Source organism: Lysobacterales bacterium (assembly GCA_014946745.1).
GTDB lineage: Bacteria > Pseudomonadota > Gammaproteobacteria > Xanthomonadales > Xanthomonadaceae > Aquimonas.
In genome coordinates, this window is the sequence record JADCRD010000002.1 from 179,200 (window position 1) to 194,658 (window position 15,459).

Sequence of the window (15,459 nt, forward strand, 5' to 3'; positions counted from 1 at the left end):
CGGCTGCGAACGCGGGGCGCCTGATCCGACGCGTGGCGGACTTGTTCAGTCCGTCGTGGTGGCCCGGCGCTTCATCGCGAATGCCACAAGCCCGTATCCATCGAGCGCGCGCCGCAGGGTCAATTCCCGCGCTGCGATGCGCGACTTGAGCGCGTTCAGGAAAATTCACAAAAAGTCATCTGTCCTAACGGAAGCCCGAACAGCCCCTCGCGACTGCGGAAAGCCCCCCTGAGTCGCCGCCAACTGGTCGCCGGGCATACGATGTTGCAGTGCAGCTTGCGCTTGCGAGGCCGCAGCGGCGCGCATTGGTTCGCTCGCTTAGCGTGCAGTTTTGCACAGGCGATTAACGCTTTTATTAGATTCCAGCTGCGGCTAGTATGCGGCGGTCCGAGGATTGCCGATGGATTCGGTCCCACCTCGTGGACGCCCGCATGTAACCAGCAAGATGCAGGAGATAGGAAATGCAAATGAAACAGGACACCCTGGGCGCTGCCGTGCGTCTGGCCTTGTGCGTAGGTGTAGTAGGCCTTACCGCTTCTGGGTTCGTTGTCGCCCAGGATGAAGCCGCCGAGCTGGATCAGATCACCGTTACCGGTACCCGCCTGAGCTCGCCGGGCGTTGTCGCGAACAGCCCGATCAGCTCCTTCACCGCTGAAGAGCTGGCCGTCAAGCAGATCGTCACGGTCGAAGATTTCCTGCGTGAGCTGCCGACCCTGGTGCCCGCTATCGGCCCCGGCACCAATAACGGCAGCGGCGGTGGTGCCACCATCGACCTGCGCGGCCTCGGCGCGAACCGCACCCTGGTCCTGATCAACGGTCGCCGCGTCGTTCCCTTCAACCTGGCTGGCGTGGTCGACACCAACAACATCCCGGTCGCCCTGATCGAGCGTGTTGATATCGTCACCGGCGGCGCGTCCGCGGTGTACGGCGCTGACGCCGTCTCCGGCGTCGTCAACTTCATCCTCAAGACCAATTTCGAAGGCGCCGAGTTTGCCGCGCAGTGGGGCCAGTCCTCTGACAGCGACGGCGATCGCCAGCGCGTGGACGTCACCATCGGCGGCAACTTCGCTGAAGGCCGCGGCAACGCCGTGGTCAGCGTCGGCCACACCCAGACCGATCCGGTGCTGCAGGGTTCGCGCGCCATCGGCCAGGTGTCGCGCGGCTCGAACAACGGCGCCCCGGCAGGTTCGCCGACCGGCCTGCCGACCACCATCAACATCACCGGCATCGGCAACCGCGGCCTGTGCCCCGACGGTTCGCTCTCGGCGAGCTGCGTGGGTTCGTTCAACTTCAACCCGCTCAACCTGTTCCAGACTCCGCTGGACCGCCTCCAGGCCAACGCCCTCAGCTCGTTCGCGATCACTGAGGATCACGAAGCCTATTCGGAGCTGATGTTCACCCGCAGCGACGTCCAGACCCAGCTGGCCGAGTCGCCCGCCGGCGGCGTGCCGGTGAGCCTGCCGATCGGCAACCCCTTCCTGCCCGCAGCCGCTCGCCAGCAGATCTGCGCAGAGCGCAACATTCCGGCGGCGCAGTGCGTGGTCGGCAGTACCACGGTCGTTCCGATGACGGTCAGCCGTCGTCTGGTGGAACTCGGGCCGCGTCTGAACGCATTCGAGAACCGGACCTTCCAGGGCACCGTGGGTTTCCGCGGCTACCTGACCGATGCATGGAAGTACGACGCGTACTACAGCTTTGGCGAAGCCGACCAGACCACGACCCGCGGCAACTGGGGTTCGCGTTCGCGCTTCATCCAGGCCCTGGGCGCCACCAGCACCACCGCCTGCATCAACCCGGCCAACGGCTGCGTGCCGCTCGACATCTTCTCGGGCGCGCCGATCACCCCGGCAATGCTGCGCTTCATCAACCTCGACACACTGTCGACCCAGTTCGTCACCCAGGACGTGCTGGCCGGCAACGTGAGCGGCGACTTGGGTGAAGCCCTGCAGAGCCCCTGGGCGGCCTACCCGATCGCCGTTTCGGCGGGTATCGAGCAGCGCGAAGTCGCCGCCGGCACCAAGTCGGACCAGGCCTCGCAGATCCAGAGCGAAGTCATCGGTACCGGTGCGCCGACTCCGGACCGCCGCGGCGACTTCGAGCTCATCGAAGGCTATGCCGAAATCATCGCGCCGATCATCAACGACGCGACGGCGGCCTACTCGCTGTCGTTCGAGGGCGGCTTCCGTCGCAGCCGTTTCGAGACCGCCGGCAACTCGACCACCTACAACACCTACAAGTACGGCGGTGAGTGGGCTCCCATCGAAAGCCTGCGTTTCCGTGCCCTGCAGCAGCGTGCAACCCGCGCCCCGAACGTGAACGAGCTGTTCGCCCCGCAGGTGACCGGCCTCAGCAATCTTGCGGTCGACCCCTGCGCCGGCCGTACCCCGCTTGCCTCCCAGGCACTGTGCTCGCTGTCCGGCGTTCCCGCCGCAGCCTTTGGCACCGTCGACCAGCCGGCGGCCGGCCAGGTCAACGTGCTGACCGGCGGCAACCCGCTGCTCGAGCCTGAAGTGGCGGATACCCGCACCCTCGGTCTGGTGTGGACGCCGGGCTTCGTCGAGAACCTCAGCGTGACGCTCGACTACTACAAGGTCGACATCGAGGACCTGGTGTCCTCGGCCACCGTGGCCGACATCGTCAACGCCTGTTACGGCCTTTCGGGCGTCGCCCAGAGCAACACCGCGTGCGGCCTCGTCCAGCGCGATCCGCGCACGGGCAACCTCAACGGCGAAGCGCGCGGTATCGTTCTGGCCTCGTCGAACCTGGGTCGCCTTGAGACCGACGGCTTCGACCTCGGCGTCACCTACCTGCACGATCTGGGCGACATCGGCGCCCTGGATTTCGGCCTGAACGTGACCAAGGTGCAGGGCTGGAACTTCCAGGCCAACCCGGCCTCGGTGAATCGTGACTGCAACGGCTACTACAGCACCAGCTGCACGCCGATTCACGACCTGAAGTCCGTCTTCCGTGCGGGCTGGAGCAAGGGCGATCTGGGCGTGAACCTGGTCTGGCGTCACCTCGGCGGTCTTGAGGTCGAGCCGAACACCGGCACGTGGTTCGCCCCGTACGCCAGCATCCCGTCGTACAACTACTTCGATCTGGGTGCTCGCTACAAGGTGACCGACAACATCCGCCTGAACCTGTCGATCAGCAACCTGACCGACAAGGATCCGCCGGAAGTGGGCAACACCATCGGCACCACCACGGAGAACAGCGGCAACACCTTCCCGCAGTTCTACGATGCCATCGGTCGCTTCTACACCGTCGGCGTGAACGTCTCCTTCTGATCCCTGCGGGTCAATGTGGACGGCGAAGGGGGAGCTCCGGCTCCCCCTTCGCATGTCTGCGATCCTGATTTCCACATCGCGCGTGCGGCTCAGTCGCAAGCGGCGCGAGACGCGTCAACCCACCCGCCCTCGGCGCGCCGAACTCAAGCAGGCACTTGCACGCTCCGCCCGTGATCAGCGCGCGGCGGGCCGTACAGCGACATCCGGGTTCTCCCACGCGTTCTGAACCCGGCGGGCACGGACAAAAGAAAACCCGCCGGTGCAGGGGGAACTGCGCACGGCGGGTTGAAGAGGTACTGCCCCGATACCGATGGATCTGCCAGTCACGAAGACTTAGGAGTGCCGAGCAGAGGACACGGTGGGCCTAGGGTGCGCCGGCGCCAATTAAATCGGGGTTAAGCGGGGCTTGCGGGTGCGTTAAGCGGGATGTGCAGGAAAGCACGGTCCTTCACCTTGACAGCCGCTGCACCGAAGCGCCGAGCGGTGGGGCTGTCGGCCCCTTGCTTCGAGTGTGGCCGCCGCTGCGGACTCGTGGCGTCCGCGCACAGTGCGCACCGCGCGGCGACCTGCCTGCTAAAGGGCCCAGGGTAAGCCGATCTCGCCAAGGAAGCCCAGCGAAGTTCTTGCGCCCGCACCTCGGCATTCTTGAGCGCGCTGCCATCAGTCCTTGTGCTTGCGCGCGCGCAGGCGCCGGTCGATGTAGTCGATGATCTCGCCGGCCACATCCACGCTGGTCGCGCCTTCGATGCCTTCGAGGCCCGGGGAGGAATTCACCTCCAGCACCAGCGGGCCGCGCTTTGAGCGCAAGAGGTCAACGCCAGCGACGCCCAGACCCATCACGCGCGCTGCGCGGATCGCGATGTCGCGCTCCTCGTCGCTCAGTTCGACCGCCTTGGCCGTGCCGCCGCGGTGCAGGTTGGAGCGGAACTCGCCCTCCTTGGCCTGGCGACGCATCGATGCGACGACGCGACTGCCGACAACGAAACAGCGCAGGTCCGCGCCTTTGGCCTCGCCGATGAACTCCTGCACGATGAAGTTGGCGTACAGGCCGCGAAAGGCTTCGATGACGCTGCGCGAGGAGGACGCGCGTTCGGCCAGGATCACGCCCGTGCCCTGCGTTCCTTCCGTGAGCTTGATGACATGCGGCGGCTTGCCAAGCATGGCCAGCAGGTCCGCGGTGTCGTCCGGATTGTCGCCAAACACCGTCTTGGGCAGGCCGATGCCCTGGCGCGCCAGCAGCTGGTGGCAGTGCAGCTTGTCGCGCGCGCGCAGGATCGCCTCGGAGCCGTTCGGTGTGTAGGTGCCCATCATTTCGAACTGGCGCAGCACGGCGGTGCCGTAGAAGGTGACCGAGGCGCCGATGCGCGGGATCACCGCATCGAAGTCGGTTAGCTCCTTGCCCCGGTAGTGCATCTGGAAGTCGCCGGGAGCGATGCGCATGTAGCAGCGCAGCGGATCGAGCACGCGCACGCTGTGGCCACGCACGCGGCCGGCCTCGACCAGGCGCTGGGTGGAGAAAAGCTTGGAGTTGCGCGAGAGGATGGCGAGTTTCATTGGGCCGGGAATCGGGAATCGGGAATCGGGAATCGGGAATCGTTGGCAGCGTAGCGCTGGCCGGCGTCGCGCGGGTTACGGCGCGGCCTCGGACAAGGCGTGCTTGCGTGCGGGGTCGACGAGGAAGCGGCCGGCAAGGGCGGTGCGGCCGAGCAGCATCGGGAACTTCAGCCCGCGCCGCGCCGCGAGGTTGATCTCGATCGGATAGCGGATGTTGGCGATCGCCAGCGTGGTGAGAATGAACACGCGCTCGGTCTCGTGTCCGCCGGAATCGCGCACCGCACGGCGATCATGCACGGGCGCCTCGGCCTGCACGGCTCGCTTGGCCGCCGCGCCGTCCAGGTGCAGAGCGAACCGCACCCACTCGCGTCCTGCACGCTCGAAGCACTGCTGACTGTCGACGTGCAGCGACGAGCTGCGCGCGCCGGTGTCGATCTTGGCTTCGATCGCCGGGAGGGAAAGGTCGGGAAGGGCGAGCGTTTCGCACCAGCCGAGCACGATGGGAGCGGTTTCGACCATGGCTCGGGCGGCGACTTCGAGTGGAGCGGGTGATGGGAATCGAACCCACGTCGGCGGCTTGGGAAGCCGCTGCTTTACCATTAAGCTACACCCGCGCTGCGGTGCGAGAGCTTAGCCCCGCGCGCACCGCGCAGGCAATGCCGCGCGAGAGTCTTCGTGCAGCGCATCGCGCGCCATCCTCCCCTCTGCACCGATGCACACCCACCCCATGATCCAGATCCAGTTGAACGGCGAGGCGCGCGATCTGCCCGCCGGCACCACTGTCGCCGCTCTCATCGAGCTTCTGGGCCACGTCGGCCGCCGCGTCGCGGTGGAAGTGAATCGCGAGATCGTGCCCAAGAGTCGCCATGCCGAGCACGCGCTGGCGAACGGCGATGTCGTCGAACTGGTGCACGCGCTGGGCGGCGGCTGAAGCGATTCCGACGCAATCGCGGGCATCGTCGCGACAGCGCCTGCGGGTTCGGTCGATAATCCGGCGATGGACAGCGCAGCCCAGCCCGCCGCCGACCGGCTCAAGATCGGCACCCGCAGTTTTTCTTCCCGCCTGCTCACAGGCACCGGCAAGTTCCGAGACTTCGACGAGACCCGCCGCGCCAGCGAGGCGGCCGGCGCAGAGATTGTCACCGTCGCGATTCGCCGCACAAATCTCGGGCAGAACGCCGGCGAGCCGAATCTTCTCGACTACCTGGCGCCGGAGCGCTACACCTTGCTGCCGAACACCGCGGGCTGCTACAGCGCCGACGATGCGGTGCGCACCTGCAGGCTCGCGCGCGAACTGCTGGATGGCCACAACCTGGTCAAGCTCGAGGTGCTGGGCGATGAGAAGACCCTCTACCCCGACGTCGTGCAAACACTCCGCGCCGCGGAAGTTCTGGTGCGCGATGGCTTCGAAGTGATGGTCTACACCAGCGACGACCCGATCGTGGCCCGCGAACTGGAGAAGGTCGGCTGCGTCGCAGTGATGCCCCTGGCCGCGCCGATCGGCTCGGGGCTGGGCATCCAGAACCGCTACACCTTGCTGGAAATCATCGAGAGCCTGTCGGTGCCAGTGATCGTCGATGCCGGCGTGGGTACGGCGTCAGACGCCGCCATCGCGATGGAACTCGGCTGTGACGGCGTGCTGATGAACACTGCAATCGCCAGCGCCAAGCACCCGGTGCTGATGGCCAGCGCGATGCGCAAGGCCGTCGAAGCCGGTCGCGAGGCGTTTCTGGCCGGGCGAATTCCGCGCAAGCGCTACGCCAGCGCCTCTTCGCCGGTCGATGGGCTGTTCTTCTGATGACCGAAGCTGAGCCCAAACCTCCCCGCGCGCTGCCGGAAGCCGCGACGCGCGTGCTGCGCAGCTTTGTGCAGCGTGCAGGTCGACTCACGCCAGCGCAGCAGCGCGCGCTCGATGCTCTGTGGCCGAAGTACGGGCTTGAGATCGCCCAGGGTCCCTTGCATGCCCCGGCGCGCTTCGGCCGCACGGCGCCTCTGGTGCTGGAGATCGGCTTCGGCAACGGCGAGGCTCTGATCCACGGCGCTCTGCATTCGCCCGAGCGCGATTTCATCGGCATCGAGGTGCACAAGCCCGGCGTGGGCCGCGTGCTCAATGCGATCGAGTCGAACGCGCTGTCCAACGTTCTCCTCTACGCGGAAGACGCCGTCGAAGTGCTGAAGCAGTGCATCGGCGAAGGCGCGCTCGACGAAGTGCGGATCTACTTTCCCGACCCCTGGCACAAGAAGCGCCACGTCAAGCGGCGGCTGATCCAGCCCGGCTTCGTCGAACTATTGAGCAGCCGCATCGCCCCAGGCGGGCTGCTGCATCTCGCGACCGACTGGCAGCCCTATGCCGAGCAGATGTGGGAGGTGATGGACGCCGCCAGCACGTTCCGCAACACCGAAGGCCCCGGCGGCCATGTGCCGCGCCCGGACTGGCGCCCCGAGACCCATTTCGAGCGCCGCGGCCTGCGCTTGGGCCACGGGGTCTGGGATCTGCTTTACCGCCGGGTCTAGACGCGCATGCGGATCCGCTTCGCCGACATACGACCGCAGCGCGCGCTCCGCCTGCAGCGGTGGAGCGGGTAGATGGTCGCCGGCCTCCCGCTCGATATGTGGCTGGTGATGGGCCTGATGGCCTTCACCATGGGCATGTTCGTGTGGGAGCGCGTCCGCCAGGACGTCACTGCCCTGCTGGTGCTGGTTTGCCTGGGCCTGTTTGGGCTGGTGCCGGTGGAGCAGCTGTTCGATGGCTTCGCCGGCGACGCGGTGATCAGCGTGATAGCCACCATGATCCTCGGCGCGGGGCTCGACCGCACCGGCCTTCTGAACCGCGTCGCGGTCTGGTTGCTGCGCAAGTCGAAGGGCTACGAGGAACGACTCGTGCTGCTGTCGAGCAGCGTCGCGGGGCTGGTGTCCTCGGTGATGCAGAACCCCTCGGTGACCGCGCTGTTCCTGCCGGTGGCCGCGCGCCTCTCGGCACGTACCGGCGTGTCGCTGGGCCGGCTGCTGCTGCCGATCGCGGTCTGTGTGGTCATGGGCGGCGCGCTGACCATGGTCGGCAGCTCGCCGCTGATCCTGCTGAACGATCTGCTGGTCGCAGCCAACCGCAACCTGCCTTCGGGCGTGGCTTCGCTGGAGCCCCTGCCGATCTTCGCGCCGCTGCCGATCGGCCTTGCCCTGCTGCTGATGGCCCTGCTCTTCTTCCGCCTGTTCGGCGCCCGTCTTTTGGGCCAGGGCGAGGACAAGGGCGTGGCGCCGGGCCGCACCGACAGCTACTTCGCCCGCGCTTACGGCATCGAGGGCGACGTCTACGAGTTGACGGTGACTTCCGACAGCCCGCTGGTCGGCATGTCCGTGCTCGAAGCCGAGTCCATGCGCGGCGCGCCGCTGCTGCTGGCGCTGAAGAGCGGCAACGAGGCCCGTCTCGCGCCGCCCGCCGACGAAATGATCTGGGTTGGCAGCGTGCTCGGCGTGATGGGCCCGCGCGAGCAGGTCGCCGACTACGCGCAGAACAACCTGCTGCGCCTGCAGGCGCGACTGCGCAACTTCGCCGATCTGTTCAACCCCAGCCGCGCCGGCATTTCTGAAGCGGTGATCCCGCCGAATTCCCAGCTGATCGGGCAGACCCTCGAAGACTTGCACCTGCGCAAGCGCCTCGGCATCAGCGTGCTGGCGATCAACCGCGGCAACGAGGTCTATCGCGAGGCGATCCGCCGCACGCCGCTGCGCGCCGGCGACCTGCTGGTGTTCCACAGCTTCTGGCGCGATCTCGGGTCGGCCGCGAGCAGCCGTGACTTCGTCGTGGTGACCGACTACCCCAAGGACGAGCAGCGCCCGCACAAGCTGTGGCACGCGCTGTTCTGCTTCGCGCTGGCGCTGACACTGGCCCTGTCCAGCGAAGTCGCGGTGCCGGTGGCGCTGATGACCGGCGTGGTCGGCATGCTGCTGCTCGGCGTGATCAACATGGACGAGGCCTATGCCTCGGTGAACTGGAAGACCGTATTCATCATGGCCTGCCTGATTCCGCTGGGCTGGGCGGTCGACAGCTCGGGCGTGGCCAACTTCGTCGCCAGCCAGACCCTGGAACACTTCGGACACTTGCCGAGCTGGGCCCTGCTTGGCGTGCTGGGCCTGATCACCACGGCGATGGCGATGGTGATCAGCAACGTCGGCGCCACCGTGATCATGGTGCCGATGGCGATCAATATCGCGATCTCGACCGGAGCGGCACCGATCCAGTTCGCCGTGGTGGTGGCGCTGTCGGCCTCGAACAACTTTCTGACCGGCTCGAACCCGGTGCTGGCCATGGTCAGCGGCGCCGCCGGCTATCGCGTCCGCGACCTGCTCAAGGTCGGCCTGCCGCTGTCCCTGCTCTATCTCGGCCTGGTGCTGGGCATGAGCTATCTGGTGTTCTGAAGCGCAGCGCTCAGCTGCGCTCGCGCGACAGCCCGGCCTTGGCCAGGGCATCGAGGTAGGCAGCAAAACGCTGCTCCTGCGTGCTTCCCAGCTCGTGCAGGGTGGACCAGCTGAAGATGCCGGTGTCGTGACCGTCATCGAAGCGCAGCAGCACGCCGTAGTGGCCCACCGGCTCAATCGCGCGGATGCCGACCTCGCGCTTGCCCGCCACCAGCACCTTCTGGCCCGGCCCGTGACCCTGCACTTCGGCCGAGGGCGATTCCACCCGCAGGTACTCGCAGGGTAGATGGAAGCGCGCACCGTCCGCGAAGGCGACTTCGAGGATGCGCGAGCGCTGGTGCAGCACGATGTCGGTGGGCGCGGGCGTGTTGCTCATGGTGTCGGTAGTGAAGCTCGGAAGACGGATCAGGGGGAGGGCTTCAGCGCGCGCAGCAGCAGCCCCGGCAGCGCCAGCCAGAGCAGCAGACGAAAACCCCAGCGTGCCGGCACGCCCAGCGAGTGTGCATCGAAGCGCTCGAAGTAGCGGCGCCAGCCGCGGTGCTTCTGCCAGGCCACCCACAGCGGACGGCGGCGGCTGCTGGTGCCCTTGAGGTGGGTGATGCGCGGCATCGGCGCGAACCGCACGCGCAGTCCGTGCTGACGCAGGCGCCGGCACAGGTCGAGATCCTCGAAGTGCAAACGATAGCCGGCATCGAAGCCGCCCACCGCATCGAAAGCCGCGCGCGGCAGCAGCATCAGAGCCCCGGAAATGGCCTCGACGTCCAGCATCTCGCCCGTCCTGGGCGGCGCCGGTTCAATCGCGGCGCGACCGCGGCGCAGAGCCGCCAGCAGTCGCACAGGCGTCGGGTCGTATCGATAGGAGGCCGCCTGGGCGCTGCCATCGGCCTCAAGCAGCTGCGCCCCCAGTGCGCCCAGGCGACCCTCAGCGTTGGCCTGCTCAGCGAGCGCGAGCAGGGCCGCAAGATCGTTCGGGCCCGGAAAGCAGTCGGGATTGAGGAAAAGCAGCCAATCCGCGCTCGCCCGCACCGCTGCCTGGTTGCAGGCGACCGCAAAGCCCGGGTTGTCGGGATTGCGGATCAGCTGGTCAAGCCGCGGATGCGCCGCCGGTGGCACGGCAGAGGCGTTGTCGACGACCACGACTTCGAGCGCAATGCCGCACTGCGCAGCCAGCGCATCGAGGCAACTCGGCAGCACATCGTTGCTGTCATGGCTGACGATCAGCACCGCGAGGTCGACCGCACGCGGGAGCGTGCGCGGCGCGCCCACAGCGGCAGGCTCTGTGCTCACCGGGCGTCGGTCTCAGCCGCGCAGCGCGGCAAGTTCAGCGCGCGCCGCCGCGAGTTCAGCCTCGAGTTCGAGGATGCGATGCCCCGCCGCCATGTTCTTGCGGATCTCATGGTTGTAGTGGGCATAGACACTCTCTTCCGCATCGCCGAAGAGATGCACGGCAGGCAGTACCGGCAGCGGCTCCATCGCGCAGGCGGCGATGTAGTACAGCGGCGGGTAGGCGAGGCCTTCGCTTAGGCTGCCCTCGCGGCTCAAGGTGGCCGCGGCGGGTCTACCCTCGTCCACCTCCAGCGCCCACAGCGCTGACTGGAACAGCAGCTTCTGCGCAAACAGCCGCCGATGCGGGAAGATCCCGGCCAGCAGACTCTCGAACTGCTCGCGGTAGAGCTCGCGCACGTGGTGTTCGTTGTGGAACTGCGGGATGTCCGTGTAGTTGCGCTTGTCAGGCGTCGACACCAGCAGCAGGCCCCCGGGCGCCAGCAGGCGGCGGAAGCCCTGCAGCATGGTCTCCTGCGCGTGCAGGTGCTCAAGCGTCTCGAAGCTCAGGATCAGATCGAAACTAGCGGCGGGCAGGTGATCCAGCGCGGTGACGTCGGCCTGGTCGAAGCGCAGCTTGGGCTGCGCGTAGCGCGCGCGCGCGTGGGCGATGGCCTGCCCGGAAACGTCGAGGCCAAGCACGGACGCGGCAGCGCTCGCGACCAGGGCCGAGCCATAGCCCTCGCCGCAGGCGGCATCCAGCACGCGCCTGCCGCGCGCTATCGGCTGCGCGAACGCGTAGCGGTGGTAGTGCTCGTACCAGATCTCGCGCACGCACTCCGGCGTGAAGCGTTCGCCGGTGAATTCCAGCGCCGGCGTCGATTCGCTCATCGCGGACAACCTCGGATGGTTTATTGAAACAGCTGACCCTGCAGGCCCGTGGCATCGGGCTGACCGGCGGCCAGCGCGGCATAGCGCTCGACCACGCGCAGGCGCAGGGGCTTGATCGGGTCCGCCATGATGAACTCGGCGACGCGGCGGTTGTAGTCGGGGTAGCGGTTCAGCAAGCGGGCCAGGTTGCCGCCGCCGGGCGCCAGCCCCTCCAGGCTGAAGGAGGCGCCCCCTTCATGCGCGACGAAGGCGTCGGCGCAGAGCACGTTGCGCCAGCCGTGGCCTTCGGCACGCAGGCAGAAATCGTTTTCCTCGCCGTAGCCGCGACCGAAGGTCTCTGCATCGAAGGCACCGATGCGATCCAGGCAAGCACGGCGGATCGCCATGCAGAAGCCAACGCCGGTGGGCAGGTCGACATACTCGCCAGCACAGGCATCGATGCAGGCGCGGGCCCAGCGGTCGGGGTCGTCCGGCAGCGGGCCGGGCCGACACAGATGCGGCAGCGAACAGATTTCGGCGTTGTTGGACCAGGGCGTTGCGGTGGCGATGCGCCGATCCGCCGCGAAGCAGACGCGCAGGCGGTCCAGCCAGCCCGCGCTGGGCACCGTGTCGCTGTTGAGCAGCACCACATCGTCCTCGCCGGTTTCGGCGAAGGCAGCGTTGACGTTACCGACGAAGCCGAGGTTGCGCTCCCGCCGCACCACGCGCGTCTCGAAAGGCAGCGTGCCAGGCAGACTCTGCAGGTACGCGGAGACTTCTGCCTCGGGCGAAGCATCGTCGCAGAACAGCACGCGCTCGCCCGAGTCCAGCGTGCGGCGCAGGCCGGCAACCAGACGCTGCAGCGCCGGCAGGGCCCGATACACCGGCACGATCACCTGCATGGAACGCTCGCTCATCGCGTGGCGCCCGCATGCAGCCAGCGGTGTGGCAGGCGCAGGCAGCCGAGTTCTCGACTGGCGCCACGCAGGGTGAAGGCTCGCTCCACGGTATCGAACACGCGCAGGCCCTCCGGGTCCATCGCATGCAGCCGCAGTACGTAGCTGCCGGGCAGCAGGGCGGAGGGATCGATCTCCAGCGCATAACGCGTTCGACGTCCTCCGATCGGCTCGCCGCGCACGCCCTCAATCTCGGCGACCTGGCCGTACAGCGCAGTGCCGTCCGCGCGGATCACGCCGAAGCTGAACTGCGGGCTGCGGCCATCGGGGCTGTGCAGCTCGGCATCGACCCGCAGCAGCTCGCCCTCGGCGAGCAGGCGGGCGCTTTCGTCCTCGGTCTCGTTGATGGCGACGCGCACCAGCCGGTACTCGTTGCCTACGTAGCCGGCATCGAGCTCCGGCCCGCGTTCGGCAGCGATCTTGCGCTCGTGGTAGGCCAAGTAATCCTGGGTCACGTCAAACACATCGCCGTAGGCCTGCACCCTGCCCTCGCGCAGCCACAGCGCATGCTTGCAGAGCTTCTGGATGTGGTAGGTCGAATGCGAGACCAGCAGCAGGGTGCCGCCGTGCTCGAGGTAATCCTCGATCCAGCGGATGCATTTGCGTTGGAAGCTCTCGTCGCCCACGGCCAGCACCTCGTCCGTGATCAGCAGCTGCGGCCGCACCGTGGCGATGATGGCGAAGCCGAGCCGCACCACCATGCCCGAGGAGTAGTGCTTGACCGGCTCGTCGAGGTAGCGACCGATGTCGGCGAAGGCTTCGATCTCCGGCGTGCGCGACTCGATCTCGCGGCGTGACCAGCCCATCAGGCCGGCGGCGATACCGATGTTCTCGCGGCCCGTGCGCTCCATTTCGAACCCGGCCCCCAATTCCAGCAGAGCGCCGACGCTTGCATTGAGTTGCACCCTGCCCTCGCTGGGCGTGAGCACGCCCGCAATGAGCTTCAGCAGGGTCGATTTGCCGGCACCGTTCTCTCCAATGATGCCCAGCGACTCGCCGGGCCGGATTTCGAAGCTGATCTCGCGAAGCACCGGCGTGCGCGCGATGGGGCGTCCGAGCAGCGCGCGCAGCAGAGCGGAAGCGCGCGCACGCGGGCTGGCATCGACGGGCCAGCTTTTGCCTAAGGCCTCTACGCGCAGCAGCGGCGCGCTCACTCGAATTCTTCCAGGTGCGGGCGCAGGCGCTTGAACACCAGGACACCCAGGATGGGCACCAGTACGGCGCCCAGCCAGGTGGCCGTGACACTTCCTGGTAGAGCGCTCAGGCCTGGCAGCAGCGCGCGCTGGGCGTCCACGACACCCGTGACGGGATTGAACGCGAGCCACTTCGCAAGGCCTCCGGGGACCGTCTCGGGCGCATAGATGATTGGCGTCAGGAAGAACCAGAGGGTGATGAGCAACCCGATGGTCTGCGCGAGATCGCGGATGAACACCTGCACAGCCGCCAGCGTAAGCGCCAGTCCAGCCGCCATGACAGCTAGCGGCAACCAGTAGAGGAGTGCAATCGGCAGCTGGCTCCAATTCAACGCCGGACCGAACAGCGCGAGCGCCAGCAACACCAGCAGATAGCCTAGACCGTGCAGCAAGAAGGCGGTGCTGACCGCTGCAAGCACGGGAACGGATCGAGGCACCGCAACCTTGCCTGCCAAGCCGCTGTGGTCAGTGATTGCCGTGCAGCCGCGCGTGACCGCTTCCGAGAACGCGAACCAGGGCCAGAATCCTAGCGCGAGGAAGACGAGGTAGGCGCCGCCCTCAAGACCGGGCACGCGGGCCTTGAGGATGTGCACGAAGACAAGATTGAAAACCGCAAGTTGCAACAGGGGAGCGAGAACGGCCCAAGCGACGCCGAGCAGGTTGCCCGCGAAGCGCTGGCGCATCTCCTGGCGAACGAACAGGGCCAGCAGTGCCGTGCTCCGCGGCGCGGTTCGTAGCGACTCGCTCACGGAGTCTCGGGCCCTCTCAGGGCTCTTGCTTCGAGTTCTCAGGGAGTTCGTCGGGCGCCTCGCTGCCGTCGAGCGCAGGCGGCAGGATGCCTTCGGCAGCGCGGGCGTAGCGCGAACGGAGCTGCGCCACGACAACGGGGTCGGCCTTGATCGGAGCCTTCTGAAGCTCTGCGAGCTGACGGCCGCGGCGCTCAGTCAGATAGCGCTGACGTTGCTCTTCGATCAGTGTCGTCTTGACCTCTTCCCAGGTCTTTACGCTCGGCTCCACCCGCTTCATGAGCTTGGCGACGTGGAAGCCGTACTGCGTGCGGATGATCTCGGACACTTGGCCGACTTCTGTGAGCTTGAACACCGCATCTTCGAACGGCTTTTCAGTCAAGCCGGGAACGACATCTGTAAGCACGCCGCCGCCAACGTTGAGCGGGTCCGCCGCCTCGTCGCTGTACTCGAGGTAGATGTCCTTGAACTCAAGCTCTCCCGCGAGTAGGGCCGCCCGAGCGGCTTCGATTCGCTCTTGTGCAGCCTGCTCGCCTCGACCGCCAATACGGACAAGGATATGGCTCAGCTGCAGCGTAACGGGTCGTCTGAACCGATGCGGGTGGGTCTTGTAGATCTCTTCTGCGAGCTGTTCGAAGTCGGGCATGCTCGCCAGCACATCGTCCTCGTGGAAGTTTCTCGCACGGCGCGCCAGCCACTCTTCGCGGGCCGACTGCAGTTGCGTTTCAAGGAAGGGGTCAGATTCAACATCCCGGGCCAGCGCCTGCAGGGCGAGCTGCTTGTTGACCAGAAGACCTTGTACGACCTCTTCAAGGCGCTCGGGATCGTCCAGATAGCGGGCGCGCAGCGCGCTTGGCAGCGCCATCACCTGCGCATCTACCTCGTGGAGCGAAACGCTCACGCCGTCGCGCTCGGCGACGATGACGGCTTTTGGGTCCTTGGGGGCCATCGGTTGGGCGTTTATCGCGCCCGACAGACAGAGGATTGCAGCGAAGATGAAGGAACGTGGCGCGTGGTGCATAAGCATTGGGGTACTTCTGACGGTAACTGGAAGTGGGCGGCGCTGCTGTCTTGATCGCGGGCTTGCGCTCAAGCAGCTCGATGCCTGTGGGACCTGGCCGCTAGGTTTACGAGGTAGACGGGGGGCTCAAGTTCCCGCGAAGTTCACGGCATT

14 protein-coding genes and 1 tRNA gene are annotated in these 15,459 nt (G+C 66.8%); 5 read left to right on the forward strand and 10 right to left on the reverse strand.

Going from position 1 to position 15,459, the window contains the following annotated elements; translation table 11 throughout:
* Positions 1-461: 461 nt before the first annotated feature.
* Complete coding sequence (locus H4O13_13035; protein MBE5316311.1) at positions 462-3,287, forward strand: TonB-dependent receptor; 2,826 nt, start codon at positions 462-464, stop codon at positions 3,285-3,287.
* A 660-nt stretch (positions 3,288-3,947) separates the two neighbouring features.
* Here H4O13_13035 and rimK read toward each other — a convergent pair.
* From rimK to H4O13_13050, 3 genes are all read right to left on the reverse strand, one after another.
* Complete coding sequence (gene rimK / locus H4O13_13040) at positions 3,948-4,841, reverse strand: 30S ribosomal protein S6--L-glutamate ligase (protein ID MBE5316312.1); 894 nt, start codon at positions 4,839-4,841, stop codon at positions 3,948-3,950.
* A gap of 75 nt (positions 4,842-4,916) precedes the next feature.
* Positions 4,917-5,360 carry an ATP-dependent zinc protease gene (locus H4O13_13045; GenBank protein ID MBE5316313.1) on the reverse strand — a complete coding sequence of 148 codons (444 nt, stop codon included), beginning with the start codon at positions 5,358-5,360 and terminating at the stop codon, positions 4,917-4,919.
* A gap of 21 nt (positions 5,361-5,381) precedes the next feature.
* Positions 5,382-5,455, reverse strand: a tRNA-Gly gene (locus H4O13_13050).
* Between the two features lie 98 nt (positions 5,456-5,553).
* Between H4O13_13050 and thiS the strand changes: the two genes are divergently transcribed.
* From thiS to H4O13_13070, 4 genes are all read left to right on the forward strand, one after another.
* Positions 5,554-5,772, forward strand: coding sequence for a sulfur carrier protein ThiS (gene thiS, locus H4O13_13055; protein ID MBE5316314.1), 219 nt, complete (start codon positions 5,554-5,556; stop codon positions 5,770-5,772).
* 66 nt (positions 5,773-5,838) lie between these two features.
* On the forward strand, positions 5,839-6,639 hold the full coding sequence (locus H4O13_13060; protein ID MBE5316315.1) for a thiazole synthase: 801 nt from the start codon (positions 5,839-5,841) through the stop codon (positions 6,637-6,639).
* Positions 6,639-7,355 (forward strand): tRNA (guanosine(46)-N7)-methyltransferase TrmB, encoded by a 717-nt coding sequence (gene trmB / locus H4O13_13065; protein MBE5316316.1) that lies wholly within the window; start codon positions 6,639-6,641, stop codon positions 7,353-7,355. Before H4O13_13060 ends, trmB begins: the two co-directional genes overlap by 1 nt.
* Before the next feature lie 72 nt (positions 7,356-7,427).
* The gene (locus tag H4O13_13070) at positions 7,428-9,257 is read left to right on the forward strand and encodes an SLC13 family permease (protein MBE5316317.1); all 1,830 of its coding nucleotides are present in this window, start codon (positions 7,428-7,430) and stop codon (positions 9,255-9,257) included.
* Positions 9,258-9,267: 10 nt separating this feature from the next.
* Here H4O13_13070 and H4O13_13075 read toward each other — a convergent pair whose 3' ends face one another.
* The 7 genes from H4O13_13075 to H4O13_13105 are packed head-to-tail and all read right to left on the reverse strand — an operon-like array spanning position 9,268 to position 15,312.
* Positions 9,268-9,633: a DUF971 domain-containing protein gene (locus H4O13_13075; GenBank protein MBE5316318.1), complete on the reverse strand. Its 366-nt coding sequence runs from the start codon at positions 9,631-9,633 to the stop codon at positions 9,268-9,270.
* 29 nt (positions 9,634-9,662) lie between these two features.
* On the reverse strand, positions 9,663-10,544 hold the full coding sequence (locus tag H4O13_13080; GenBank protein ID MBE5316319.1) for a glycosyltransferase family 2 protein: 882 nt from the start codon (positions 10,542-10,544) through the stop codon (positions 9,663-9,665).
* Between the two features lie 12 nt (positions 10,545-10,556).
* Positions 10,557-11,411 (reverse strand): class I SAM-dependent methyltransferase, encoded by an 855-nt coding sequence (locus H4O13_13085; protein MBE5316320.1) that lies wholly within the window; start codon positions 11,409-11,411, stop codon positions 10,557-10,559.
* A gap of 20 nt (positions 11,412-11,431) precedes the next feature.
* Positions 11,432-12,307 (reverse strand): glycosyltransferase family 2 protein, encoded by an 876-nt coding sequence (locus H4O13_13090; protein ID MBE5316321.1) that lies wholly within the window; start codon positions 12,305-12,307, stop codon positions 11,432-11,434.
* Positions 12,304-13,500 carry an ATP-binding cassette domain-containing protein gene (locus H4O13_13095; protein MBE5316322.1) on the reverse strand — a complete coding sequence of 399 codons (1,197 nt, stop codon included), beginning with the start codon at positions 13,498-13,500 and terminating at the stop codon, positions 12,304-12,306. Before H4O13_13095 ends, H4O13_13090 begins: the two co-directional genes overlap by 4 nt.
* Entirely contained in the window at positions 13,497-14,288 is a 792-nt protein-coding gene (locus H4O13_13100) for an ABC transporter permease (protein MBE5316323.1), read from the reverse strand. The genes H4O13_13095 and H4O13_13100 overlap by 4 nt, the downstream gene beginning before the upstream one ends.
* A gap of 16 nt (positions 14,289-14,304) precedes the next feature.
* Positions 14,305-15,312: a peptidylprolyl isomerase gene (locus tag H4O13_13105; GenBank protein ID MBE5316324.1), complete on the reverse strand. Its 1,008-nt coding sequence runs from the start codon at positions 15,310-15,312 to the stop codon at positions 14,305-14,307.
* Positions 15,313-15,459: the final 147 nt, after the last annotated feature.

Coding starts and splice junctions, on each gene's coding strand:
- thiS (MBE5316314.1), top strand. CDS start 5,554: ATGCACACCCACCCCATGATCCAGATCCAGTTGAACGGCGAGGCGCGC.
- H4O13_13070 (MBE5316317.1), top strand. CDS start 7,428: ATGGTCGCCGGCCTCCCGCTCGATATGTGGCTGGTGATGGGCCTGATG.
- H4O13_13075 (MBE5316318.1), bottom strand. CDS start 9,633: ATGAGCAACACGCCCGCGCCCACCGACATCGTGCTGCACCAGCGCTCG.
- H4O13_13090 (MBE5316321.1), bottom strand. CDS start 12,307: ATGAGCGAGCGTTCCATGCAGGTGATCGTGCCGGTGTATCGGGCCCTG.
- H4O13_13035 (MBE5316311.1), top strand. CDS start 462: ATGCAAATGAAACAGGACACCCTGGGCGCTGCCGTGCGTCTGGCCTTG.
- H4O13_13105 (MBE5316324.1), bottom strand. CDS start 15,312: ATGCTTATGCACCACGCGCCACGTTCCTTCATCTTCGCTGCAATCCTC.
- H4O13_13085 (MBE5316320.1), bottom strand. CDS start 11,411: ATGAGCGAATCGACGCCGGCGCTGGAATTCACCGGCGAACGCTTCACG.
- rimK (MBE5316312.1), bottom strand. CDS start 4,841: ATGAAACTCGCCATCCTCTCGCGCAACTCCAAGCTTTTCTCCACCCAG.
- trmB (MBE5316316.1), top strand. CDS start 6,639: ATGACCGAAGCTGAGCCCAAACCTCCCCGCGCGCTGCCGGAAGCCGCG.
- H4O13_13045 (MBE5316313.1), bottom strand. CDS start 5,360: ATGGTCGAAACCGCTCCCATCGTGCTCGGCTGGTGCGAAACGCTCGCC.
- H4O13_13060 (MBE5316315.1), top strand. CDS start 5,839: ATGGACAGCGCAGCCCAGCCCGCCGCCGACCGGCTCAAGATCGGCACC.